This is a genomic window from Qipengyuania triglochinis, assembly GCF_054655615.1.
On sequence record NZ_BAAHND010000002.1, the window covers coordinates 602,930 to 626,173 of the forward strand.

The 23,244-nt window shown below is 58.8% G+C and carries 24 protein-coding genes; 13 read left to right on the forward strand and 11 right to left on the reverse strand.

The window, feature by feature from the left end; all coding sequences use genetic code 11:
• The first annotated feature begins 250 nt into the window (after positions 1–250).
• From hemE to ACYQ0G_RS09065, 4 genes are all read left to right on the forward strand, one after another.
• Positions 251–1,276, forward strand: a complete 1,026-nt coding sequence (hemE, locus tag ACYQ0G_RS09050) for a uroporphyrinogen decarboxylase (RefSeq protein WP_460101811.1) — start codon at positions 251–253, stop codon at positions 1,274–1,276.
• A gap of 31 nt (positions 1,277–1,307) precedes the next feature.
• Positions 1,308–1,751 carry a CopD family protein gene (locus tag ACYQ0G_RS09055; protein WP_460102821.1) on the forward strand — a complete coding sequence of 148 codons (444 nt, stop codon included), beginning with the start codon at positions 1,308–1,310 and terminating at the stop codon, positions 1,749–1,751.
• 160 nt (positions 1,752–1,911) lie between these two features.
• On the forward strand, positions 1,912–3,177 hold the full coding sequence (gene rho, locus ACYQ0G_RS09060; RefSeq protein ID WP_460101813.1) for a transcription termination factor Rho: 1,266 nt from the start codon (positions 1,912–1,914) through the stop codon (positions 3,175–3,177).
• Between the two features lie 18 nt (positions 3,178–3,195).
• Entirely contained in the window at positions 3,196–3,594 is a 399-nt protein-coding gene (locus ACYQ0G_RS09065) for a BLUF domain-containing protein (protein WP_460101815.1), read from the forward strand.
• Positions 3,595–3,597: 3 nt separating this feature from the next.
• On the opposite strand, the gene ACYQ0G_RS09070 is transcribed toward ACYQ0G_RS09065, so the two are convergent.
• Together ACYQ0G_RS09070 and ACYQ0G_RS09075 are read right to left on the reverse strand one after the other, a co-directional pair.
• Entirely contained in the window at positions 3,598–3,999 is a 402-nt protein-coding gene (locus ACYQ0G_RS09070; RefSeq protein ID WP_460101817.1) for a nuclear transport factor 2 family protein, read from the reverse strand.
• Between the two features lie 113 nt (positions 4,000–4,112).
• A complete protein-coding gene (locus ACYQ0G_RS09075) occupies positions 4,113–4,808 on the reverse strand; it encodes a dienelactone hydrolase family protein (RefSeq protein WP_460101818.1) in 696 nt (231 codons plus the stop codon).
• Positions 4,809–4,908: 100 nt separating this feature from the next.
• Between ACYQ0G_RS09075 and ACYQ0G_RS09080 the strand changes: the two genes are divergently transcribed.
• The 6 genes from ACYQ0G_RS09080 (at position 4,909) to ACYQ0G_RS09105 (ending at position 10,751) form a co-directional block, all read left to right on the forward strand.
• Positions 4,909–5,163: a DUF6489 family protein gene (locus ACYQ0G_RS09080; RefSeq protein WP_460101820.1), complete on the forward strand. Its 255-nt coding sequence runs from the start codon at positions 4,909–4,911 to the stop codon at positions 5,161–5,163.
• A gap of 26 nt (positions 5,164–5,189) precedes the next feature.
• Positions 5,190–6,464 (forward strand): tRNA uridine-5-carboxymethylaminomethyl(34) synthesis GTPase MnmE, encoded by a 1,275-nt coding sequence (gene mnmE / locus ACYQ0G_RS09085; protein ID WP_460101822.1) that lies wholly within the window; start codon positions 5,190–5,192, stop codon positions 6,462–6,464.
• 72 nt (positions 6,465–6,536) lie between these two features.
• Positions 6,537–8,390 (forward strand): tRNA uridine-5-carboxymethylaminomethyl(34) synthesis enzyme MnmG, encoded by a 1,854-nt coding sequence (mnmG, locus tag ACYQ0G_RS09090; protein ID WP_460101824.1) that lies wholly within the window; start codon positions 6,537–6,539, stop codon positions 8,388–8,390.
• Positions 8,387–9,028, forward strand: coding sequence for a 16S rRNA (guanine(527)-N(7))-methyltransferase RsmG (gene rsmG / locus ACYQ0G_RS09095; RefSeq protein WP_460101826.1), 642 nt, complete (start codon positions 8,387–8,389; stop codon positions 9,026–9,028). The genes mnmG and rsmG overlap by 4 nt, the downstream gene beginning before the upstream one ends.
• Positions 9,025–9,813: a ParA family protein gene (locus ACYQ0G_RS09100; RefSeq protein WP_460101828.1), complete on the forward strand. Its 789-nt coding sequence runs from the start codon at positions 9,025–9,027 to the stop codon at positions 9,811–9,813. Before rsmG ends, ACYQ0G_RS09100 begins: the two co-directional genes overlap by 4 nt.
• The gene (locus ACYQ0G_RS09105; protein ID WP_460101830.1) at positions 9,810–10,751 is read left to right on the forward strand and encodes a ParB/RepB/Spo0J family partition protein; all 942 of its coding nucleotides are present in this window, start codon (positions 9,810–9,812) and stop codon (positions 10,749–10,751) included. Before ACYQ0G_RS09100 ends, ACYQ0G_RS09105 begins: the two co-directional genes overlap by 4 nt.
• 3 nt (positions 10,752–10,754) lie before the next feature.
• On the opposite strand, the gene ACYQ0G_RS09110 is transcribed toward ACYQ0G_RS09105, so the two are convergent.
• Positions 10,755–11,237, reverse strand: coding sequence for a GAF domain-containing protein (locus ACYQ0G_RS09110; protein WP_460101832.1), 483 nt, complete (start codon positions 11,235–11,237; stop codon positions 10,755–10,757).
• Positions 11,238–11,313: 76 nt separating this feature from the next.
• Here ACYQ0G_RS09110 and ACYQ0G_RS09115 point away from each other — a divergent pair, with 76 nt between their 5' ends.
• The gene (locus tag ACYQ0G_RS09115) at positions 11,314–12,762 is read left to right on the forward strand and encodes a PQQ-dependent sugar dehydrogenase (protein WP_460102823.1); all 1,449 of its coding nucleotides are present in this window, start codon (positions 11,314–11,316) and stop codon (positions 12,760–12,762) included.
• Here ACYQ0G_RS09115 and ACYQ0G_RS09120 read toward each other — a convergent pair.
• Entirely contained in the window at positions 12,759–14,492 is a 1,734-nt protein-coding gene (locus ACYQ0G_RS09120) for an acyl-CoA dehydrogenase family protein (protein WP_460101834.1), read from the reverse strand. The genes ACYQ0G_RS09115 and ACYQ0G_RS09120 overlap by 4 nt on opposite strands.
• 47 nt (positions 14,493–14,539) lie before the next feature.
• Between ACYQ0G_RS09120 and ACYQ0G_RS09125 the strand changes: the two genes are divergently transcribed.
• Complete coding sequence (locus tag ACYQ0G_RS09125; RefSeq protein ID WP_460101836.1) at positions 14,540–15,475, forward strand: L-threonylcarbamoyladenylate synthase; 936 nt, start codon at positions 14,540–14,542, stop codon at positions 15,473–15,475.
• Here ACYQ0G_RS09125 and ACYQ0G_RS09130 read toward each other — a convergent pair.
• The 7 genes from ACYQ0G_RS09130 to ACYQ0G_RS09160 form a co-directional block, all read right to left on the reverse strand.
• Complete coding sequence (locus ACYQ0G_RS09130; RefSeq protein ID WP_460101838.1) at positions 15,472–15,798, reverse strand: hypothetical protein; 327 nt, start codon at positions 15,796–15,798, stop codon at positions 15,472–15,474. The two genes, ACYQ0G_RS09125 and ACYQ0G_RS09130, sit on opposite strands and share 4 nt — an antisense overlap.
• Positions 15,799–15,871: 73 nt before the next feature.
• A complete protein-coding gene (locus ACYQ0G_RS09135; protein WP_460101840.1) occupies positions 15,872–16,621 on the reverse strand; it encodes a head GIN domain-containing protein in 750 nt (249 codons plus the stop codon).
• A 140-nt stretch (positions 16,622–16,761) separates the two neighbouring features.
• The gene (locus ACYQ0G_RS09140) at positions 16,762–17,298 is read right to left on the reverse strand and encodes a CarD family transcriptional regulator (protein WP_221427309.1); all 537 of its coding nucleotides are present in this window, start codon (positions 17,296–17,298) and stop codon (positions 16,762–16,764) included.
• A gap of 204 nt (positions 17,299–17,502) precedes the next feature.
• Positions 17,503–18,309: a YihY/virulence factor BrkB family protein gene (locus tag ACYQ0G_RS09145; RefSeq protein WP_460102825.1), complete on the reverse strand. Its 807-nt coding sequence runs from the start codon at positions 18,307–18,309 to the stop codon at positions 17,503–17,505.
• 5 nt (positions 18,310–18,314) lie between these two features.
• Positions 18,315–18,653: a ferredoxin FdxA gene (fdxA, locus tag ACYQ0G_RS09150; protein WP_100260114.1), complete on the reverse strand. Its 339-nt coding sequence runs from the start codon at positions 18,651–18,653 to the stop codon at positions 18,315–18,317.
• Between the two features lie 49 nt (positions 18,654–18,702).
• Positions 18,703–18,960 carry an RNA-binding S4 domain-containing protein gene (locus ACYQ0G_RS09155; RefSeq protein WP_460101841.1) on the reverse strand — a complete coding sequence of 86 codons (258 nt, stop codon included), beginning with the start codon at positions 18,958–18,960 and terminating at the stop codon, positions 18,703–18,705.
• Between the two features lie 3 nt (positions 18,961–18,963).
• Positions 18,964–21,477, reverse strand: a complete 2,514-nt coding sequence (locus ACYQ0G_RS09160; protein ID WP_460101842.1) for a helicase-related protein — start codon at positions 21,475–21,477, stop codon at positions 18,964–18,966.
• Positions 21,478–21,668: 191 nt separating this feature from the next.
• Here ACYQ0G_RS09160 and ACYQ0G_RS09165 point away from each other — a divergent pair, with 191 nt between their 5' ends.
• Positions 21,669–23,240, forward strand: coding sequence for a M23 family metallopeptidase (locus ACYQ0G_RS09165; RefSeq protein ID WP_460101844.1), 1,572 nt, complete (start codon positions 21,669–21,671; stop codon positions 23,238–23,240).
• The last annotated feature ends 4 nt before the right edge of the window (positions 23,241–23,244 follow it).

The window sequence follows — 23,244 nt, forward strand, 5'->3', positions numbered from 1 at the left end:
GGGGATGAAAACGCTCCCCACTACGAGTCAGGCAAGGGGGTGATTCCCGCACACCAAGCCGCGACTTTTGCGCAGGCTGGGAACAGTGGGGACAAAATTGACTCGACTCAAGCAGGGGCACGATTCGCATGATCGGATCGAACCCTTCCCACGGCGGGAGAAATAGGGCAGGGGCCACTTGTGCCCGATATCCACAGGGCCAACAGACTCCATCAATCCTTATAATAACTAGGTATTATTGGACTCCTGAATGCCCGGTCCCCTTCTCGATACACTCAACGGTTCTCCCACTGGCACGGTCCCGCTCTGGCTCATGCGCCAAGCCGGCCGGTATCTCCCCGAATATCGCGAATTGCGCGCCGAAAAGGGCGGATTCCTGGCGATGGCCTACGATAGCGAGGCGGCCTGCGAGATCACCTTGCAGCCGATCGACCGCTTCGGTTTCGACGGCGCGATCCTGTTTTCCGACATTCTGATCGTGCCCCACGCGCTGGGCCAGCATCTGGAGTTTCTGGCGGGCGAGGGGCCCAAGCTTTCGCCCCGGCTGGTCGATGCGGCACTGGCCGATCTGACCCGCGATCCTTCGCGTTACGAGCCGATCTACCAGACGGTTCGCCTGTGCCGTCAGCGCCTGCCCGAAGGCGTGACCATGCTCGGCTTTGCGGGCAGCCCGTGGACCGTGGCGACCTACATGGTCGCTGGCGAGGGGAGCCGCGATCAGCACGAGGCCCGCGCGCTCGCCTATCGCGATCCGGCAGCCCTGCAGGAGATCGTGGATGCGATTTCCGAGCAGACGATTACCTATCTTTCCGGCCAGATCGAAGCCGGCGCGGAAGCCGTGCAGCTGTTCGACAGCTGGGCCGGAAGTCTTGCCCCGGACGAGTTCGAACGCTGGGTTATCGCGCCCAATGCGCGGATCGTGGCGGCGCTGGCAGAACGGCATCCGGATACGCCGGTCATCGGCTTTCCGAAGGGGGCTGGCGAAAAGCTGCCCGCCTATGCCCGCGAAACGGGCGTGAAGGCCGTGGGCGTAGACGAAACGCTCGATCCGGTTTGGGTGGCGCGCGAACTTCCTGACGGCATGCCGGTTCAGGGTAATCTCGATCCGCTGCTGCTGCTTGCCGGATCGGACCGGCTCGAAAAGCGTGTGAATACCATTCTCGATGCGTTCGCTGGGCGACCGCATGTCTTCAATCTGGGGCACGGAATCGACCGGCGCACCCCCATCGCCCATGTCGAGCGACTGATTGCGGCTGTACGTGGATGGAAGGGGTGAAATCCTTGGCGCCACACGCTACATCGGCCCCATGCAGGACGTGCTTTCGATGACTTATCTCTGGCTCAAGGCCGGCCATATCATCTTCATGGTGTTCTGGCTGGCAGGTCTGTTCATGCTGCCGCGGCAGATGATCTACCTGCATCCGGCAACGCCGGATTCGGCGGAATCGGAACTGTGGGGCAAGCGCATGGGGTTGCTGCGCAAGATCATCCTTACCCCCAGCATCGTCGTAGTGTGGATTTTGGGCCTGCTGCTTGCTCAAACGCTGTCCGCATGGGGTGAGGGATGGCTGCATGCCAAATTGTTGCTGGTGCTGCTTCTCAGCGGCTTCCACGGCTATCTGGTGGCGCAGTCGAAGAAGATGGCCGCGGGCGAGCGGCCCCTGACCGAAAAGCAGCTGCGGATGCTGGGCGAAGTACCCGGTATCCTGCTGGCGCTGATCGTGGTCCTGGTGGTCGTCAAACCTTTCTGAGGGCGCGCCTTGTCGCTTTGGCGATTGACGGGGCGGGCAAGCGAATTTATCTGAAGCTTTCTGACGGCTAGAGGCCTCGCGTTCAGACGAGGCCGGGTCCGCTTTCTCCAAGCCCTTACCGACCTGCCGGCTATACCTCATCGGAATTTCGAGAAAACCTATGCATCTCAAAGACTTAAAAGCAAAAGCGCCGGCCGATCTGGTGGCCATGGCCGAAGAGCTGGGCGTCGAGGCCGCGGGCACCATGCGCCGCCAGGACCTGATGTTCTGCATCCTGCGCGAACTGGCGGACGATGAAGAATATAACGAAGAAATCATGGGCATCGGCACGATCGAGGTGCTGCAGGACGGTTTCGGCTTCCTGCGCAGCCCCGAAGCGAACTATCTTGCCGGTCCGGACGATATCTATGTCTCGCCCAACCAGATCCGCAAATGGGGTCTGCGCACCGGCGATACCGTCGAAGGCCAGATTCGCGCACCGCAGGAAGGCGAACGCTATTTCGCGCTGACCGGCCTGACCGCGGTCAATTACGAGGATCCGGAAAATGTCCGGACCCGCACCAATTTCGACAATCTCACGCCGCTCTATCCGGAAGAGAAGCTCAATCTCGACACGCTCGATCCGACGGTGAAGGACAAGTCCGCCCGCGTGATCGATATCATCTCGCCGCAGGGCAAGGGCCAGCGTGCACTGATCGTGGCGCCGCCGCGCACCGGTAAGACCGTGCTGCTGCAGAACATCGCCAAGGCGATTACCGACAATCACCCGGAAGTTTTCCTGCTGGTCCTGCTGGTCGACGAACGGCCCGAAGAAGTCACCGACATGCAGCGCAGCGTGAAGGGTGAAGTCATCTCCTCGACCTTCGATGAGCCTGCCAACCGCCATGTGCAGGTTGCCGAAATGGTGATCGAAAAGGCCAAGCGCCTGGTCGAGCACAAGAAGGATGTCGTCATCCTGCTCGATTCCATCACCCGCCTGGGCCGTGCCTACAACACCGTGGTGCCCAGCTCGGGCAAGGTGCTGACCGGCGGTGTCGATGCCAATGCACTGCAGCGTCCCAAGCGCTTCTTCGGTGCTGCGCGTAACATCGAGGAAGGCGGTTCGCTGTCCATCATCGCCACGGCGCTGATCGATACCGGCAGCCGCATGGACGAGGTCATCTTCGAAGAATTCAAGGGCACGGGTAACAGCGAAATCGTGCTCGATCGCAAGGTCGCCGACAAGCGCATCTTCCCGGCGCTGGATGTCGGCAAGTCCGGTACCCGCAAGGAAGAGCTGCTGGTCGAGAAGGACAAGCTCTCGAAGATGTGGGTGCTGCGCCGTATCCTCATGCAGATGGGCACGATCGATGCGATGGAATTCCTGCTCGACAAGATGAAGGATTCCAAGACCAACGAGGACTTCTTCGCGACCATGAACCAGTAGGGTTCGGGAGTCGGACGAGTGAGTCTTTCACGCGTTCTTTACGAAAGTGTCGCCGCCGGAGAGACCCCGGCGCGCGACACTTTCGATATTATCGAGGTCTCCGAGCGGAAGAATGCCGCACGGGTTGTAACCGGGTTCCTGTTGAATGACGGGAACCGGTATCTTCAGTATCTCGAAGGCGCACCCATCGTCGTCGAAGCCCTGATGGGCACCATACGCGCGGATGAGCGGCACCACAGTCTTACTGTTCTGGCGAGAGAGAGTAGCTCCGATCGCCTGTTTCCGGACTGGTCGATGAAGCCCCTCATCAGTTTCGACGGTCCGCCGGCGATCGATGAGCTTTCTGCGCTGCTTTCGGACAGGCAGGATGATTTTGGTCTGGTAGAGCGGGCAAGGGCGTTTCTGGCTCGCGGATAAGGATCACCGCTGGCCGTTTGTTTCCAGTTCGGCAGCCATCTTGTCCCAGACCTTGTTGACCGCCTTGAGAGGCCGGATCATCACCTTGAAATCGACGATGAGGCCATCTGCATCGAACTGGATAAGATCGATCCCGTTCACGTGGATCCCATCCATATCGGTCGTAAACTCGAGCATGGCATTGGGCCCGTCCACCAGTTCCCGTACATAAGTGAAACTGTCATTGCCGAGGGTCTGACCTGCGGCGGCCAGGTATTTCACCACCAGTTCACGGCCGCGCTGCGGTGAATGGACGACGGGGGAGTGAAAGACAGCGCCCTCGTGGATGATCTTTTCAAGGTCTTTGGGGCGATTGCCCGACTTCATCGTGCGGTGCCACTGCTCGAGGCCTTTTCGCGCTGACATTTGCCCTCACTCCCACTGATGACGTTTGCGCCTAGGATCTACACACGTCCCAACGCTTGAGTTGTATCTGCGCGAGACTTCCCGTGGGAAGCCTCGCGCACGTTCATAAATCGTCAGACAAGGTGGGTCTTGAAGAACTCCGCCGTGCGCTTGTCGGCCAGATTGGCAGCCTCTTCGCTCCGCCGCTCGCCGAATTCGGTGGCAAAACCGTGATCCAGGCCCTCGTAATCGTGCAGCGTGACTTTGGGGTGATCGTCGAGCCCGTCATGCATGGCCTGCTGCGTTTCCTTGTCGACGAAGCCGTCTTCGGTGGGAATATGGAGCATCAGCGGGTTTGCGATGGCGTCTTTTTCGCGCAGAAGATTGTCCACGCCGACGGCGTAGTAACCGACAGTCGCATCGCTATCGGTCCGTGCTGCGGTCATATAGGCGAGGCGGCCGCCCAGGCAGTATCCGACCGCGCCGACTTTGCCGCAACCTTGGGTACGGGCCCATTTGATCGCAGCTTCGATATCGCGGACGCCTTGGTCCTGGTCGAACTTGCCGAACAGATCGAGAGCCTTCTGCATTTCCGGCTCGATATCGGGATCGAGTTCGATGCCGGGTTCGAATTGCCAGAAGAGATCGGGGGCGATCGCAAGGTAGCCTTCCTCTGCCAGCTTGTCGCACTTGCGGCGGATGCCGGCATTGATGCCGAAGATTTCCTGGATGACGACAATGGCTGCTTTCGGCTTATCGGCAGGGGTTGCGACATAGGCGGGGAAGCTGTCGGCGCCATCCAGTGTCTGAAGCGTGGTCATTTCGGTCATTCGTCGTTCCTCCGATGCTTGGTGACGGGTCTAGCCCTTGTGGAGTTTTGTTGGCAAACCCAGATGATAGGTCTCAGTGAGGCTCAACGGAGAAATAGCCATGAAGGTCCATGTAGAAATTGATTGTACGCCGGAAGAGGCACGGAGCTTCATGGGTTTGCCCGATGTAGGCAAAGCCAATGATGTATATGTCGAGATGATGTCGAACGCGATGAAGGGCGTCTCGAACACGGAACAGCTGCAGGAATATGCCCGGCAGTTGGCTCCGATGGGGCAGGCGGGTTTCAAACTGTTCCAGAGCTTCATGGAAGGCGCGAACGCGGCCAAGGGCGCCGGTAAGAAGCCGGACAAGTAAGCCAACTTTCGGACTGAACTCTAGTCATGACCGACACAATTTTCGCGCTGTCGAGCGGCGCGCCTCCTGCTGCGATTGGGATCATCCGGCTGAGTGGCCCCCAAGCCAAGGCCGCGGCTGAACGGATGGCTGGCTCGCTCCCGGAAGAACGAAGGGCGTCCCTGCGAGAGTTGCGAGATGCCGAAGGTCAGGTCTTGGATCGCTGCCTGATGCTGTGGTTCGCCGGCCCCAAAACGGCGACCGGCGAAGATCTCGTTGAATTCCATTGCCATGGGGGCAGAGCCGTCATTGCTGCGGTTGAAAACGAACTGGCGACATTCCCAAGATTGCGGCGAGCATTGCCGGGAGAATTTACGCGCCGCGCTTTCGCGAATGCCGTGCTGGACCTAGCTGAGGCGGAAGGCTTGGGGGACCTCCTGTCTGCTGAGACGGAGCTTCAACGTAGGGCGGCGCAGGAAATTGCCGGTGGGGGATTAACGAGGAGGGTCGAAGGGTGGCGCGATCGGCTACTTGCGCTCTCAGCATTGGTAGAGGCTCAGCTGGACTTTTCGGATGAAGATGATGTCGCGGAATTGCCTGAAGCGTTTCACGTGGAACTTCCCGATCTGCTTGATGAGTGGGGGCAAGAACTTGCCAAACCGAAGATGGAGCGCCTACGCGACGGCATTCGGGTAGTCCTCGCTGGCCCACCCAATGCAGGCAAGTCCTCGCTGTTTAATGCGATATTGCGGGAAGGGGCGGCGATCGTGTCTGCGGAAGCTGGTACTACCAGGGATGTGATCGAGCGATCCATTGCGCTCGAAGGCGTTCCGTTCGTTTTGATCGATACTGCGGGATTGAGAGAAACCGATGCGGGTGAGATCGAAAGAATCGGAATCGAGCGCGCGCGTTCTCAGCTCGCCGAGGCCGATTTAGTACTTTGGCTTGGCCCTGAAGAAGCGGGGCCCCCCGGGTCAATCGAGGTAGCATCCTTTGGTGACCTTCAAGACGCAAGAAAGAAGAAGCCTGATTTTGTAGTTTCATCTGTAACTGGGGACGGAGTCGATGATCTCATCGAGGCTCTAGTTTCGAGGGCGCGCAGTCTTCTGCCCAAGCCGGGATCGCCCACACTGAATCAGCGACAGCACCTTGCACTGGCCGAAGCCCATTCTTGGCTTTCTGACATGAGTACTCTCGGCGACCCGTTGATGATCGGAGAACATTTGCGAATGGCAAGAGTCAGTCTCGACCGACTTCTCGGCCGTCAATCCACTGAGGATATGCTGGATTCGCTATTCGGTAAGTTTTGCATCGGAAAGTAACTTGCCAGTGTTTCACGTGAAACATGGATTGCGCTTTGTAAGGTCACGTCTTTTAGGCTAGTCGGCTCCTCCATGCAGAACTTCGATGTCATTGTTGTCGGCGGAGGCCATGCCGGGGTCGAGGCAGCTTGTGCAAGTGCCCGCCTTGGCGCGCGGACAGGTTTGGTCAGCTTCGATCTGAATAAAATCGGTGCGATGAGCTGCAATCCGGCAATCGGTGGTTTGGGGAAAGGCCACCTTGTTCGCGAGGTCGATGCTCTTGATGGTGTGATGGCGAAGGCGGCTGATGCAGGCGCTATCCACTATCGTATGCTGAACCGTTCCAAAGGCAGTGCCGTCTGGGGGCCTCGCGTTCAGGCCGATCGAAATTTGTTCGGAGCCAGGGTTCGGGAGATTGTAGAAGGGCAGGCCAACCTCACTTTAATTAAAGGTGAAGTCGCTGCTCTGCACCAGTCCAGTGGGGAGGTTAGTGGCATAGATTTGGCTGACGGCTCCTCAATCGAAGCTAAGGCGGTCGTGCTGTGTACGGGCACCTTCTTGGGCGGCAGGTTGTTCAGGGGGGAAGAACGTCTTGATGGGGGGCGGATCGGCGAGGACGCCGCACACGTCCTTGCTTCACAGTTGCGTGACGCCAACTTACCTATGGCGAGGTTGAAAACCGGGACGCCGCCCAGGTTGGACGGGCGGACAATCAACTGGGCCGTTCTGGAGGAGCAGCCTTCCGATGGGGAGGTGTGGACGATGTCGTCTCTCACCAAAGGTCGGAACAATCCCGAGATATTTTGTGCGATTACTCGAACGAATGCCAAATCTCATGATGTCATTCGCGCGAATCTCGATCGCTCTCCTTTGTTCTCCGGCGCGATCGGCGCAGCGGGGCCGCGTTATTGCCCTTCAATCGAGGACAAGATCCATCGGTTTGGTGACCGTGATGGGCATCAGATATTTCTCGAGCCCGAAGGGCTAGCCACGCACCTCGTTTACCCCAACGGGATAAGCACCTCACTTCCGACTGATGTGCAGCACGATATGCTCCGCTGCATGGCCGGCCTGGAACGAGTGGAGATGGTAGTTCCAGGTTATGCAGTCGAATACGATCATATCGATCCGCGAGCGCTGACCAGGCAGTTGGAGCTTCGGGCCATTCCCGGTCTGTATTGCGCGGGGCAAATAAACGGTACGACCGGTTATGAGGAGGCCGCTGCACAAGGGCTTATTGCTGGGGCAAGCGCGGGCGCGAAGGTTCTGGGGATTGAGCCACTGCAGCTGGATCGCTCGGATTCGTATATTGCCGTCATGCTGGACGATCTGACGTTGCACGGAGTGAGCGAACCGTACCGCATGCTCACGGCTCGAGCCGAATATCGCCTTCGCCTCCGCGCCGCCAATGCTGATTCCCGGCTGACCGGAAAGGGGATAGCTGCAGGGTTAGTAGGCGCCGAGCGGTCGGAATGGTACGAGCGTAGAGTTAGCCGTAGAGGCGTCGTCGACGCTATCTTCGATCTTAATATCGAGGCCGAAGTTCTGACAGAAGCGGGGCTACCCGTGAAGGCAGACCGAGGCACGCTGCCGATACGCACTTGGCTGAGCGGCGGACAAATCCCGCTCGATAAATTGGCGGATCTAGCTGATGGTCTTGATCCGCTAGACCCGCTGACCGTCGAGATGGCAGAAGATATCATCTATGCGCCTTATCTCGCTCGTCAGGAGGCGGAATTGCGCGATCTGAAAAGCGGCGAGCAGGTTACGCTTTCCGCAGACTTTCCCTATGAGACTGTTCCTGGCCTATCCAACGAAATGGTGGAGCGGCTGAAGACGGCATGTCCGGATACCCTAGCCGCTGCGGGTCGTGTTCCTGGGGTAACTCCTGCAGCAATGGCGGCGCTTCTCGTTTATGCGCGTCGACTGGAGGAACGCGCAGCATGATCGCCACTGAGACCGAGGCGCGTGAGTTTATCGGTAATTTAGCCGAAGCCGATGAGCAGCGCGTCACCGCTAAGTTGGAAACTCTGGCTCTAGCCTTGAACAACGAGAATGGACGACAAAATCTCGTATCCAAATCCTCTCTCGCGGATATCTGGGTTCGCCATTTTGCTGACTCTGCGCAGTTACTTAATCACGTTTCACGTGAAACTACTGGAACGTGGGTTGACCTTGGGAGTGGGGCGGGGTTCCCAGGCTTGGTCGTCTCTATTCTCAAGCCCAACGAAAAACTGATACTGATCGAGTCGCGTCGGAAGAGAGTTGAATGGCTACAGGCCATGGTCGACGCTCTTCAACTTCCTAATTGCGAGGTTATCGGTTCGAGACTGGAACTAGTCGAGAATTTTCCGGCAAAGGTTATTTCCGCTCGCGCCTTCGCGCCTTTGCCGAAACTCCTCAGGTTATCCGCACGCTTCTCCACAGGAGCTACGACTTGGGTCTTGCCCAAGGGCCGCTCTGCAACCCAAGAAGTTGAAGAACTTTCCCCCAAACTGAAATCAATGTTTCACGTGCAACAATCAGTGACTGACGCGGATGCGGGAATCGTCGTTGGGCATGGCAAGATAGGGACGGGAAAATGATTACAATTGCGATCGCTAATCAGAAAGGTGGCGTCGGTAAGACTACCAGCGCAATCAATATAGCTACAGCAATGGCGGCGTCTGGGTGGCGGACGCTGTTAATCGATCTCGATCCACAGGGAAACGCATCGACCGGGCTGGGCATTGAAAACTCAGCGCGTGAATATACGAGCTATGATCTTCTTATGGGGGAAGCAACGCTTTCCCAAGCGGCCCAGAAGTCGGAAATCCCTTCCTTGGATGTCGTGCCCGCTACGCAGGACCTGTCTGGAGCCGAAGTGGAACTGGTTGCCGTAGAGGACCGCACGCATCGCCTCCGGAAGGCTCTCGGTGCGCGGGATTCTGGTTCGGCTTCCTATGATGTCGTCTTTATCGACTGCCCACCTTCCTTGGGTCTGCTGACGCTCAATGCTCTTTGCGCCTCGAACACCTTACTTGTGCCGCTGCAGTGTGAATTCTTTGCTCTCGAAGGTCTTAGTCAGCTCCTTCAGACGGTCGAACGCGTGCAACAGCGCTTCAATCCCGATCTCGGCATAGTTGGTATCGCCCTGACGATGTTCGACCGTCGTAATCGTCTTACGGATCAAGTGGCTGATGACGTGAGAGATTGCCTCGGTAATCTTGTTTTCGAAAACGTCATCCCACGCAATGTCAGATTATCGGAAGCGCCCAGTCATGGGATGCCCGCCTTGATTTACGATCACAATTGTTCGGGAAGCAGGGCCTATATTGGCCTAGCAAGAGAGCTGATTGGTCGTCTCCCTGAAAAAAGGAAAGCCGCATGAGTGCCGCAGTCGATCGCAAAAAGAAACTCGGCCGCGGACTTGGAGCCCTGATGGGTGAAATCCAGCGCGAAGAGCCGCTTGCGCCAAAAACCGGTAACAACGGTAACGAGATGGATGCAGGGCAGACGCCGAATGCTTCCGGTTTAGCGGATATCCCTGTTGCCGATATCAGCCCGTTGCCAGGTCAGCCTCGCACGCGCTTCGATGACGAGGCGCTCGACCAGCTGGCAGCTTCCATTGCTCAGCGCGGCGTCATCCAGCCTATCATTGTCACGACCAAGGGGCAGGGCAGGTACCAGCTCGTAGCGGGGGAACGACGCTGGAGGGCCGCCCAACGCGCGCGTTTGCATACTATTCCCGCCATCGTCAGGGAGCTGGACCAGCGCGAGATCATGGCTCTGGCTCTCATCGAGAACCTCCAGCGCGAAGACCTGAATCCGCTGGAAGAAGCTCGGGCCTATCAGAAACTGTCCGAAGATGAGGGGATGACCCAGGCCGAGATTGCCAAACTCGTCGATAAGTCGCGCAGCCATGTCGCCAATTTTCAGCGTCTTCTAGCTTTGCCGGAAGACGTTCTGGACATGCTGGCGGACGGCCGGCTTTCAATGGGTCATGCACGCCCGCTGATTGGCAACGAAGAAGCTTCAGCACTTGCCAACCGTGCAGTTAACGACAACCTCTCCGTTCGTGAGGTGGAAAAACTAGCACGCGGCGAAAAGCCGAAGAAAAACGCTCAGGCGAATAAGTCGGGTCCGGCGGGTGAGGGCGCGGACGATCCGGATATTGCCGCGGTCCAGGGCCACCTTGAGGAATTTCTGGGCTTGGCGGTGCGGATCAAACCTGAAGGCGCACCCGGCAATGGCACCGTGACGATAAGTTATCGCACCCTCGACCAGCTCGACCTGATTTGTCAGCGCCTGACAGGGGGCGATATCTAGAGATTAGATACGCCCCGAAATAATCTCGGCAAGCTTTTCAATTCCCTCGCGATCTTCGTCATCGAAGCGCGCAAAGGATGGGCTGTCGAGATCGATCACCGCTACCACGACGCCATCCCGCACTACCGGGACAACAAGCTCCGAATTCGTTTCCGAATCGCACGCGATGTGGCCGGGAAAGGCATGAACATCTTCGACCAACTGGGTCTCGGCATCGGCCGCAGCGGTTCCGCAAACTCCTTTGCCGAATGGAATGCGGATGCATGCCGGACGTCCGACGAACGGGCCAAGCACCAGCTCGCTGTCAACCACGCGATAGAAACCGGCCCAATTCAAATCTGGCAAGAAGTCCCCCAACAGGGCCGCGACATTGGCCATGTTGGCAACCGCGTCCGGCTCACCTTCGGTAAGCGCAGCGGCAGCTTGCTGCAACTGACGATAGGTTTCGGGCTTGGGGCAATCGGCATCGGGTTTGAAATCGAACATCGAGAGGCACTTAACTTGTCGCGTGGCTAGTTCAAGAGCCGTTGCCGCCACGCAAGGGCTCGCCTATCCTGGCGCCATGAACATTCTAAAGAAGCTGGGCATTGGCCTTGTCGTCCTGATAGCGATCATCGCGATCTTCATCTTTGTTGTTACGCGCGGCGATACCGCCACTCTGTCGATGGACGAAGTGACGGGCGATGACCCCGTCCTCGACGAACCCGACGCAGAAACCTTTCCCACCGTGGCAATCGCCGATCCGGTAGGGTGGGCAGAGGGCGAAACGCCAGTCGCTGCCGAAGGTCTGACGGTGGAGCGCTTCGCGGTAGGTCTCGATCATCCGCGCACGCTGTATACGCTTCCCAATGGTGATGTGCTCGTATCCCTGACCCGTTCACCGAACCAGGAATCGGGGGGCGTTCTCTCTTGGATCACGAACACGCTGATGAACAAGGCAGGCGCGACCGGACCCTCGGCAAATGAAGTCGTCCTGCTGCGGGACGCCGATGGTGACGGCAATGCCGAAACCCGCCGAGTGTTGATAGCCGGCCTCGATTCACCTTCGGGACTGGCTTACGCCGACGGGATACTTTACGTTGCAAATCACGACGAAGTCCTTGCTTTCCCTTACGAACTTGGCTCTGACCGCGTGACGGTAAAGCCGCGCAAAGTCATCGACCTCGCAGGCGGCGGGGGGCACTGGATGCGCAACCTTAAACTTCACCCCGACGGCGACCGGCTCTATATTGCCGTCGGCTCGGATACCAATATCGGCGACAAGGGAATGGAGGCGGAGGAAGGGCGCGCCCTGATCTGGGAAGTCGACTTGGAAACGGGCAGCCGACGCCAGTTCGCCGGCGGCTTGCGCAACCCAAATGGTCTGGACTTCAGCCCATGGTCGGGCGAGCTGTGGACCACGGTAAACGAGCGTGACATGCTCGGATCCGACCTCGTACCCGATTACCTGACCAACGTACCGGTCGGGGCGCAATACGGCTGGCCATGGGTCTATTGGGGCGACAATTACGATCGCCGTGTCGAGGCACCGGCTCCAGCCTATATCAATTATGTGCGGCGCCCCGAATATTCGCTCGGACCGCACGTCGCCGCGCTAGGATTCGTCTTCAGCAAAGAAGGCGCCGCGATGGGCGAGAACTTCTCCAATGGCGCTTTCGTTGCTCGGCATGGATCGTGGAACCGCAAGCCGCCCTCCGGCTACGATGTCGTCTACGTCGCTTTCGACGAGCGTGGTAATCCGCTCGGAAAGCCCATGCCCGTCCTGACAGGATTTCTCAAATCGAACGGTGATACACGCGGGCGTCCGACATGGGTCGAATGGGCTCAGGATGGGTCCCTGCTCGTAAGCGATGACACTGCAGGAATTATCTGGCGTGTCAGTTCACCAGGCGCATCCCCACAGGGCGCAATCGAACGGGTAACCGGCAATCGCCTTCCCCCGCAGCGGGAATTACGCGGTCAGAATGCAACATTTGCAGAGGATTACGCCCGGATCGTCACCGAAGATTAGTGAAGCAAGGCTTCGGTGGGGATGTCGTACAAGGCATCTCCACCCGCAGTCGCCGAAGCTTTCAACCCTGACGCTTCAGGTACGATGCGATCTAGGAAGAATCGGACGGTTGCGTGCTTGGCCTTGGCGCGGTCGGTACCCTCTTCGATCCCTTTCAATTGGCGACTGAGCTGCCACCCGGCAGTGGCTACGGCCAACATGGTACAGAATGGCACGCTTCCGGCCAAGCGGTCGTCCAGACCGGCGTCTTCGCGCATCCATTTGGCGATGGCGGCACAATCTCCTGCTAGAGCGAAAAGCATCGGTTCATCGGCACACTCTCGGGCAATGTCCTCGACAAGAGATATCAGCGCCTCGCCATTCTCCAGTGCCAATTTACGCGTGACGAGATCGGCGGCCTGAATACCGTTGGTTCCTTCGTAGATCGGCGCGATGCGCGAATCGCGCCAGTGCTGCGCCGCACCCGTTTCCTCTACGAATCCCATGCCGCCGTGAACCTGGATGCCGAGACTGGCTATCTCGATGCCGACATCGGTACCCCAAGCCTTGATCAACGGCGTCAAAACTTCGCCCCGCGCCTTGGCGGCCTGAAATCCTAGAACACCGCGATCCACCTGACCTGCCGTGTAATAGAGGAGGGCGCGCGAAGCTTCCGTCAATGCCTTCATGCGTAAAATCATCCGCCTGACATCCGGATGCTCGATGATCGAGACCGGAACTTTTTCTCCCGAACCTGCGCGGGCTGACTGGATCCGCTCCTGTGCGTAATCAGTCGCCTGTTGCAGTGCTCGTTCACCGATCTGCACCCCCTGATTCCCAACATTGATGCGGGCATTGTTCATCATGGTGAACATGGCAGCCAAACCGCGATTCTCCGCTCCCACGAGCTCGCCAATACACTCATCATTGTCGCCATAGCTCATTACACAGGTCGGCGAAGCGTTGATGCCCAGCTTGTGTTCAATGCTCACGCAGCGAAGATCGTTTCTCGGCCCGAGCGATCCATCCGGTTTCACGTGAAACTTCGGCACGACGAAGAGCGAAATTCCTCTGCTTCCTTCCGGAGCGTCGGGCAGACGCGCCAGCACCAGATGAATGATATTCTCGGCGAGCTCGTGCTCCCCCCAGGTGATATAGATTTTCTGGCCTTTGATCCGGTATTTACCGGCATTATCTCCATCTTCGATCAACCGGGCTGTGGTGCGCAGTGCGCCTACATCCGAACCGGCCTGCGGCTCGGTCAAATTCATCGTACCCGACCATTTACCGCTTACTAGGTCTGGAAGATATTTCTGCTGAAGCAGGTCCGAGCCGTGATGTTCGAGAGCCTCGATCGCACCCACGCTCAGCATCGGGAGAAGGTTGAAGGCCATATTCGCCGTGCCCAGATTCTCCAGCACATTGCAGGCAAGGGTAAAAGGAAGCCCCTGACCTCCGAATTCTTCCGGAGAAGAAATGGCGTTCCAGCCCTGCTCAACATAGTGCGCATAAGCCTCTTCAAAGCCGTCGGGCAGGCGTACCACCCCATTTTCCAGCTTCGCCCCCTCCAGATCTCCGATCCGGTTCAGCGGCGCAAATTCTCCTGCCGCGAATTGCCCGACACCTTCGACGATCGCTTCAACCATATCCGGTTCCGCAGCGGCAAATTTCTCCGACTTGGCAAGCTCTTCGATGCCCGCGTTAACACGGATTGCGAGCAGTTGGTCCTTGGTGGCGGGGCGATAAGTCACAGGGTAATCCTCTTGGCTTTGTGCGGCATCAGATATAGCGCGCGAGCATGAGCGGCAAATACGTTACGGAAACGCTTGGAGCGGAAGAAAGTGGCCTTCGCCGTGCTGCGGCGATCCTGGCATCTGGTGGCTTGGTGGCCGTGCCAACGGAAACGGTTTACGGATTGGCCGCTAGGGCCGACGACGAAGCCGCAGTAGCCCGCATTTATGAGGCTAAGGGCAGACCCAGCTTCAATCCGCTCATCGTTCACGTATCATCGATGGAAATGGCGCGCGCGTTGGCGACTTTCTCAGCCACTGCCGAGCGCCTCGCAAAAGCGCATTGGCCGGGTCCACTGACACTTGTGCTTCCGCGGAAACAGGATGCGCGGCTGGCTGTTGCCGTTACGGCTGGCCTCGACACAGTCGCGATTCGTATACCCCGCCATCCGGTGATGCGCGGCTTGCTGAACAAGGCGGAATTGCCTTTGGCCGCTCCATCTGCGAATCGCAGCGGCTATGTCAGTCCGACGTCTGCAAGCCATGTCCTGGCAACGCTGGATGGGCGGATCGATGCAGTCATCGATGGGGGGGACTGCGACGCCGGTTTGGAATCAACCATTATCGCCGTCAGGCAGGATGGATCGTTACAGCAACTGCGGCCCGGTCCCATCCGCCTCAATGGTGTCGGACCTGCTGCAGATACCGCCGACCAGGTTGAAGCGCCGGGGCAGCTCGCCAGCCATTATGCGCCCGGAAAGCCAGTGCGGCTCGACGTCATCCGACATGTCGAGGACGAGTTTTTCATTGGATTTGGGGAGGTTGGAAGCGACTGCTCACTGTCGCCCACCGGCGATCTTGAAGAAGCGGCGGCACGGCTTTACGCCTGTCTGTACCAAGCGGCCGAGTCTGATCTACCCCGCATAGCGGTGGCTCCCGTGCCAGATAGAGGTGTGGGCCAAGCCATCAATGACCGCCTCCGCAGGGCGGCAACTCCAGCTTAATTTTCAGGTTCGACCGGGATCGTAGGAAGGATCTGCTGCATTTCGGCATAGGTGGCGGTAGCCTTTTCGCATGCTCTGCGATCACCGTCGTTACAATCGTCGAGTTCCTTGGCGTATTGGCGGTCGAGCTTCGCCAGTCGCTCTTCCCGCCGCCGGATCTCCCGACCGCGCTTTTCGTCGGCTTCGGATTGGCTGGTGGTCGCCAGATCGACGGCTTTTCCGGCAACCTTTACCGGTGCGGTGACAACGTCGGCCACGGTGCCGAGGCATCCGGCAAGCAGGCCGCTGGCGGAGACAAGTATAATGAGAGCAGGGCGGTACATCGATCAGTCCTTTCGATGCACCGTCCTACCCCCTTCTTTTCAATAGTTCGAACGAATAGCTTCGATCGTGCGATTATTCCGCTTCCGCAGTACCTGCGCTGCAACGTAGTTTGCCAGAACCCATCGCGCTGACGGTGCAGGTTGCGCGCCCAGTGACCGTAACGTCTCCCGAACCGACAATACTGGCGTCTACAGTTCCGTCGGAAGCGAAGGCGACATCTCCCGAACCCGCAATGGTGACGTCTGCTTCATCAACTTGCAGTCCGGCCATATCGGCCGATCCCGATCCAGCGATGGTCAGGTCGAGTTTAGATGCGGACCCTGTCGTTTCAAAATCACCTGAGCCGGCAATGGTCATTTCCAAGGAATTGACTGCCAATTTTTCCACCTTGGCAGTTCCGGATCCAGCGATGGTAACCTCGGCATCGTTTTCCATCGATTGTGCTTCCATAGAACCCGAACCTGCGAGGACGATCGCTTTGAGGCTGGGAATGGTTACACGAACAGTAGCCGTGCCGATGTTCTTCTCGCTATCCTTGTCTCGCGAGATCGCTAGCGAATTGTCATCCAGTTCGAAGCGCAAGGCATCTCGTGCACGCGTGTCGCCGGAAACATCGATTTCGAAGTCGCTGCCATTTTGGATAATGACGGTGTCGGGCCCTGCCAGGACTACCCCAGTCGGCGCTTCCCCGCTGCGATCGAGTTCGGCCAACGGCACACCGTCGCCGCTACCCACGTGCATATCGACGTTGCAGCCAGACAGGGTCACGCCGGCAACCATGGCTGCAACCGGACCCACGCGTTTGATCAACTTCTTCAACATCCGCCGCTCCTCTGCTTCGCATATATAAGCTATTACCGTATTACACGTATAATACACACTGGCTTGCATTTCAAGCGACAAGAAAAAGGGCCGCTCCTTTCGAAGCGGCCCTTTGAACTTTAGAGAGTATCACCTGCCGATCAGGCGTCCTCTTCCTCATTGTTGTAGTACTGAGGAGCATGTTCGCGCAGAACGTCGAGGATCTTCTCGAGGGCGGTTGGCTCGTCGGTCTTTTCCATCGCGGCAAGTTCACGAGCCAGACGGCTGGAAGCGGCTTCGAAAATTTGCCGTTCGGAATAGCTCTGCTCCGGCTGATCGTCGGGGCGGAAGAGATCGCGCGTAACTTCTGCGATCAGGACGATTTCGCCCGAATTGATCTTCGCTTCGTATTCCTGGGCGCGGCGGCTCCACATGGTGCGCTTGACCTTGGGTTTGCCCTTCAGTGTCTCCATCGCTTCCTTAAGCGTCTTGTCGGAAGACAGTTTGCGCATACCGATCGATTCGACCTTATTGACCGGAACACGAAGGGTCATGCGTTCCTTTTCGAACCGGAGAACATAAAGGTCGAGCTGCATTCCGGCGATTTCCTCGCTCTGCAGTTCGATGACACGGCCCACACCGTGCTTGGGGTAGACAACGTAATCGCCAACGTCGAAGGCGTCTGCCTTGCTCGCCATGCATCAATCCTTTCATCGGAGCCGCGCGGGGGGAAGGGCAGCGCCACCAAGCCGGTTCACCGCGATCCTTTTCAGGTTCGCGGCGGCGTTCTTCAGATGACGTTGCGGGTGAGCGGCCCTTTCAACTCTTATTTCTGCCCGGGCCAACCGGTACAGTTGTTGCATTATATAGCACAACAAACCGAATATTGCGAGTCCGTGTCGCTATCCCCGTTCGGGTTTGGCGATGCCTGCCTTCAGGGCGGTCAGCTCGCCGCCAAGCAAGAGCATAAGCGCACTGACGTAGAACCAAGTGATAAGAACGACGACAGCTCCAAGCGACCCGTAAGTCGCATTGTAGCTACCGAAATTCGCTGCATAAAAGGCGAAACCAGCCGTGGCAGCGATCCAGCCGACAGCAAAAACAACGCCACCGGCAAGAGCTGCCCCCCAGGCCGGGGCGGGTTGGTTGGGTGCGTACCGGTAGAGCACCGCAGCAGACAGAATGGCAGAACCGGCCAGAAGACAGAAACTGGCAAGAGTGCCCAGCGGGCCGGAAATAAGCGCCAAAGCAGCCGATGCGCCGCCAATAATGACGAGGCCTCCGATTCCCCCCGCCGTAATGGCGAGCGCTACGAGGTTGGCGCGTAGAAAACCCCGCATCTCATTCGCATGGAAGGCTATGTTAAGGCCGGTCATCAACGCGCGCGCGGCATTCCGCGCGCCAAAGATTGCAACTGCCAATGATGCGACCAGCCCGAGCCCTTTCGCTTCCGTCGCACCTTCGCTCACGTTGCGAAGTTGATCGCCAATAATCTCAGCCGCGGCCGCTGGCAGATTGTCCGACAGCAGCTGTATGTGTCTGGCTACAGTCTGGGGATCGGCAAAGACCCCATAGGCGAGGACAAGTGCCCCGAGTGCAGGCACCAGCGCCAAAAGAGCATAATGCGCAATCCCGGCAGCGATGAGCGAGATATTGTCCTTGCTGCCTGCCGCCCAGGCTGCCCTGAGGTCCGAAAAATTGCCGATGATGGGGCTTAGTCCCCTTCGCCCGGTTCGGGCGAAAAGTACTTGTCGAATTTGCCTTCTTCGCCCTTGTGCTCGTCGGCGTCCGCAGGCGGCTCCTTCTGACCGGTGATATTTGGCCATTCGGCGCTGAACTTGGTATTCAACTCGAGCCATTTCTCGAGGTTGTCTTCGGTGTCCGGCAGGATGGCTTCGGCCGGGCATTCCGGTTCGCACACACCGCAATCGATGCATTCCGACGGATTGATGACGAGCATGTTCTCGCCTTCATAGAAGCAATCGACCGGGCAGACCTCGACGCAGTCTGTGTATTTGCATTTGATACAGGCGTCGGTGACGACATAGGTCATGGGGTGCGTTTTCCCTGTGAGTAGTGTGTGTGAGCGCTGCTATGGCTATTCATGCGCCGGGGTCAAGTTCCCGATAACATTCCTGCGCGTCTCGCGGAGGCCCGCGGCGCTCGGGAAGGGCGAGCACTTCGACCAGACGCACCGCCTTACCAAGTGGCAGGGTAAGGACATCGCCGACGGCTACATCCCGGCTTCCGCGCACCACCCTTTCACCATTCAGGCGGATGTGCCCTTCCTCTACCAGTTTCTGGGCCGCACTGCGCGTGCGCGAAAAGCGCAACATGCAAAGCAGGCGGTCGATCCGCAAACGTCAGCCTTGCTTAATCAGTTCGGCGAGGCCCGCAAAAGCGCTCCCCTCGCGGGGAGGCTGGCTTCGCGCAGGACCGCGCTGAACCTGCTTACGCCGGGAGGGTCGCCATTCCCAACTCGCTGGCCTGGGTGGGCCAAAAGCGCCCTCTCCTAGAGGTTTCGAGCGTTGCACGCGGAATCCAGCCTGCCCCAGCAAGCGTTCGGCATTCTTCTCTTCCAACCCGATGGAAATGGGAAGGGACAGATTGAAACGGAACTTGCGATTCTTGTCTGCTTTGGCGCGCGCTTCGTGAGCGGCACGAAATATCTTTTCGGCAAGATCAAGACGGATGGCCTGGCTGCCTGCGTTACGGTAGCCCGAGGGAAGCTTCTTCTGGTCGGGGATTACCGGCAGCATTGCTTCCTGAAGCGGCCGACGATCAATTCCCAGTGCGCTGAGGAGCTGCCGTGGTGCAGGTTTCAAAAGCGGCGGTGCGAAAATGTCGAGAGCACCGAACGTCACGCCGATCTTCCGCAGGAAGGGCCGCATTTCTTTGGGTAGATGTTCGATACCTGCCTTTTCGCGAGTGACGTATCCATGTCCCGAAACGAGGTTCAGCAAGAGAGCACGCGCCTGCGAGCCGGCCTCTGGATTCGCGGAGGCGATATGCATGCGGCGGAGCGGTTCGAGCGGTTCGAGCTTCTTGTCGAGCCATGCATCAATGGCCTTGAGCAGCATCTTGCGCGGACCTTCGGGAAGGGTCGCGACTTCGCGGGATGGCTCCAGCGCAGGTTTCACCTGCCCGTCACGCGGTTCGAGCCCAGCTAGGAGCTGACCGTTCCACCGGATCGCGCCGCGGGCCAGCTCGAGCTGTTCCATGTCCGAGGTCGCCAGCGCCTGTGCTCGCTCACCCAGGATCCGCGGGAGACCTTTCTCGGCAGCCGACAACAGCATCTTGCGATCCGCGTGGTTCGCAGATGGATCGACCGTGAAGCGAAACCCTTCGACCTTGCCGAGAGCTTCGTCCTCCACCAGCAAAGTGCCATCCTCGGCGAGCGTTATCGGGAGCATGGAAGCGTCCTGTCCCAGGGATTTCATCAAGATTGCAGTCCTTCGATTAACGAATCGTTCGGTCAGACGAGCGTGAAGCGCATCCGACAGTTTGGCTTCGACCCCGCGAGCGCGCGCCGCCATTTCGTCGCGTGCAAGCACCCAATCCGGCCTTTGGCAAATATAGGCCCAGCTGCGGATCGCCGCGATCCGCCCCTGCAGAGTATCGATGTCGCCGCTCGTATTGTCGAGTTCGGAGATTCTGGCGGCAACATAATCTGCCCCGATATAGCCCTGAGCCAAGTCCTGCCAGAGCCGAGCTACGAACCGAGCGTGGACATCCGGCCCCCGCGCACGGAAGTCTGGCAGGGAGCAAGCCTCCCAGAAGCGCCTCACCTGTCCCGCGCCCCGAACCGAAGCAGCGATGGGTTCTTCGGACAACCGCTTGAGTGTCGCCAGGTCGATCGCTTCTGGGGCAAGACGCAATGCCTCATGTTCGGGTGGCGATTCGAGATCAGCAATAAGCGCTCCAATCGATTCGAAGCGGGGTTCCGGCTCGCGCCAGAAGAGCTTCGTGATCGGTGCGAAACGATGTTCCTCGATCGCATAGATTTCTTCATCGGTGAATTCGGGCGAGGGGCCCGTCTTCCCCCCTGCGCCCGCTAGCGTGCCGAAGGTCCCGTCGCGCTGATGACGTCCGGCGCGACCGGCAATCTGCGCCATCTCGGCCGGGTGAAGCCGCCGCATTCGGAGCCCATCGAATTTGGTGAGACCCGCGAATGCCACATGGGTCACATCGAGATTGAGCCCCATCCCGATTGCATCGGTGGCAACGATATAATCAACCTCTCCATTCTGGAATAGTTCGACCTGCTTGTTGCGCGTCTCGGGCGACAGGGCCCCCATGACCACGGCGGCCCCTCCACGGAAGCGGCGGAGCATTTCGGCCACCGCGTAAACCTGTTCCGCACTGAAGGCGACGATCGCACTGCGAGGAGGAAGCCGGGAGAGTTTGCGCGGACCGATATGAGACAGGGTCGAGAATCGCGGGCGTTCGGAGATTTCAGCCCGCGGAATCAGTGCCTGGATCATCGGGGCAAGCGTGGCCGCCCCCAACAGCATCGTCTCCTCGCGTCCGCGCGTATTCAGGAGACGGTCGGTGAATACATGTCCTCGCTCACGATTGGCAGACAATTGCGCTTCATCCAATGCGACGAACGCGCGTTCGTTGGCTGTCCGCGGCATGGCCTCCACCGTACAGCACAGGTAGCGAGCATCAGTTGGTTCGATACGCTGTTCGCCGGTGATAAGGGCGACCTGCTTCTCGCCCTTGATGGCAACCACCCGGTCATAGACTTCGCGCGCCAGCAGGCGCAGCGGAAAACCCATGGCGCCGCTTGAATGGGCGCACATGCGCTCGATGGCGAGGTGGGTCTTGCCAGTATTGGTGGGTCCGAGGACCGCCTTGATGGAGGCGTCTGTCACTGCCCCTAAGTGGCAGTCTCGGATTTCCTGCGCAACCGGCGGTCGAATTTTGGCTTCGATTGGTCGCTTGCGAGACTCGGTCTGCCGAAAGTTAGCGAGAAATTCACTTTGTTTCGATATGAGGGCGCCTGTCACCAATGATCAGATGCGGTGCGTCAAAACAAAGACGGCCAAATGGACGAGGGGTAACGGTGAACCTTTGCGCGAATGAAAATCTCGCAGGTGAAGCTGCTACTGAGATCTCTGCGGCCAGAGGCGAAGCCGCGCGTCCTTCAGGAAAGCAGTCACTTCGACAGAAAGTCTATTCGCGTATCGAAAGCTTCGATATTGCGCCCGATCTGGGTGCGGATATTGGATCACGCCGCTGGTTCAGGGGTCTTGGAACACTTGTCGGGCTATCGGTCGTTGCCCTGGCATTCTGGCCGGATTTCGCACCCCTAGAAGCAGCATCACCCCTGCCGAACGACGCAGCGATACGCAGCGAATATCGCAGCCAAGTGATCATGCCCTTGGCACTCGGTGCGGATACGGGCCGAAAGATGGGTCCTACTGCGTTGGTCCGCCCGCTGGCTGAAGCTCCCGAACGCCCGCAGATGCAGATGCTGGCCACGCTTGGCCGCGGCGACAGCTTGGACCGAATGCTCCGCCGTGCCGGGCTTGGGGGTGACGAGGCAGATAATGTTGCATCGTTGATAGGCAGGGCAGTACCGCTCGAAGAACTGGAGCCGGGTACTCAGATCGATATTACCTTGGGGCGTCGTCCAGAACCGGGCGCGCAACGGCCCTTGGAGAAGCTGAGCTTCAGGGCCCGCTTCGACCTCGAACTGAAGGTCGACCGATTGCAACCGGGCGGCGCACTCAACCTCACTCGCCGCACGATCAGAGTAGACGAAACGCCGCTGCGAATCCGCGGAACCGTGGGAGACAGTCTCTATCGGTCCGCACGCGCTGCGGGAGCCCCCGCCAGCGCTGTTCAGGCTTATCTCAAGGCTCTGGGCAGCCAGGTCGATGTCCAGCGTGAAGTGCAGGCTTCGGATACTTTCGACATGATTGTTTCCCACCGCCGGGCGGCCACCGGCGAACGGCAGGCCGGACAATTGCTCTTCGCCGGGCTGGAACGCGGCGGACGGGGAAGCTTGCAGCTGATGCGGTGGGGCGCGGACGGCGATTTTTACGATGCCAAGGGTGTCGGCGAGGAGAAGGGCGGTCTTGTGGCGCCGGTGCCAGGCCGGATGAGCTCGAGCTTCGGCATGCGCCGGCATCCCATCCTGGGATACAAGCGAATGCATTCAGGCGTCGATTTCAAGGCGCGGCATGGCACGCCTATTGTGGCGGTTACGGATGGCCGCATTATCGGTGCTGGCCGAATGGGTGGCTGCGGCAATGCTGTCCGCATTCGCCATGCCAATGGTATAGACACGCGCTATTGTCATATGAGCCGCATCGCGGTGAACCGCGGGGCCTCGGTACGGCGTGGTCAGGTCATAGGCTATGTCGGGTCGACTGGCCTCTCCACCGGACCGCATCTTCATTACGAAATGTATCAGGGTGGCCGTGCCATCAACCCCGCGTCGGTCAGCTTTGTAACGCGCAAACAGCTTTCCGGTCCGGAGCTGGAACGCTTCAGGAGCGCGTTGGGCATCCTGCAAGAAGTGGAAGAAGGAGCGGCCCTGGCCGATCTGGCGCCTACCGCGGAAGAGTCTGCCGCCGAAGCACCTGCTCGAGAAATCGACAAGCTCGACCGCCCGCGTGAGATAGGCTGACAGA

Excerpts from the sequence above, each read along its gene's own strand:
- hemE (WP_460101811.1), top strand. The coding sequence starts at position 251 with ATGCCCGGTCCCCTTCTCGATACACTCAACGGTTCTCCCACTGGCACG.
- ACYQ0G_RS09055 (WP_460102821.1), top strand. The coding sequence starts at position 1,308 with ATGCAGGACGTGCTTTCGATGACTTATCTCTGGCTCAAGGCCGGCCAT.
- rho (WP_460101813.1), top strand. The coding sequence starts at position 1,912 with ATGCATCTCAAAGACTTAAAAGCAAAAGCGCCGGCCGATCTGGTGGCC.
- ACYQ0G_RS09070 (WP_460101817.1), bottom strand. The coding sequence starts at position 3,999 with ATGTCAGCGCGAAAAGGCCTCGAGCAGTGGCACCGCACGATGAAGTCG.
- ACYQ0G_RS09075 (WP_460101818.1), bottom strand. The coding sequence starts at position 4,808 with ATGACCGAAATGACCACGCTTCAGACACTGGATGGCGCCGACAGCTTC.
- ACYQ0G_RS09080 (WP_460101820.1), top strand. The coding sequence starts at position 4,909 with ATGAAGGTCCATGTAGAAATTGATTGTACGCCGGAAGAGGCACGGAGC.
- mnmE (WP_460101822.1), top strand. The coding sequence starts at position 5,190 with ATGACCGACACAATTTTCGCGCTGTCGAGCGGCGCGCCTCCTGCTGCG.
- mnmG (WP_460101824.1), top strand. The coding sequence starts at position 6,537 with ATGCAGAACTTCGATGTCATTGTTGTCGGCGGAGGCCATGCCGGGGTC.
- rsmG (WP_460101826.1), top strand. The coding sequence starts at position 8,387 with ATGATCGCCACTGAGACCGAGGCGCGTGAGTTTATCGGTAATTTAGCC.
- ACYQ0G_RS09100 (WP_460101828.1), top strand. The coding sequence starts at position 9,025 with ATGATTACAATTGCGATCGCTAATCAGAAAGGTGGCGTCGGTAAGACT.
- ACYQ0G_RS09105 (WP_460101830.1), top strand. The coding sequence starts at position 9,810 with ATGAGTGCCGCAGTCGATCGCAAAAAGAAACTCGGCCGCGGACTTGGA.
- ACYQ0G_RS09110 (WP_460101832.1), bottom strand. The coding sequence starts at position 11,237 with ATGTTCGATTTCAAACCCGATGCCGATTGCCCCAAGCCCGAAACCTAT.
- ACYQ0G_RS09115 (WP_460102823.1), top strand. The coding sequence starts at position 11,314 with ATGAACATTCTAAAGAAGCTGGGCATTGGCCTTGTCGTCCTGATAGCG.
- ACYQ0G_RS09125 (WP_460101836.1), top strand. The coding sequence starts at position 14,540 with ATGAGCGGCAAATACGTTACGGAAACGCTTGGAGCGGAAGAAAGTGGC.
- ACYQ0G_RS09130 (WP_460101838.1), bottom strand. The coding sequence starts at position 15,798 with ATGTACCGCCCTGCTCTCATTATACTTGTCTCCGCCAGCGGCCTGCTT.
- ACYQ0G_RS09135 (WP_460101840.1), bottom strand. The coding sequence starts at position 16,621 with ATGTTGAAGAAGTTGATCAAACGCGTGGGTCCGGTTGCAGCCATGGTT.
- ACYQ0G_RS09140 (WP_221427309.1), bottom strand. The coding sequence starts at position 17,298 with ATGGCGAGCAAGGCAGACGCCTTCGACGTTGGCGATTACGTTGTCTAC.
- fdxA (WP_100260114.1), bottom strand. The coding sequence starts at position 18,653 with ATGACCTATGTCGTCACCGACGCCTGTATCAAATGCAAATACACAGAC.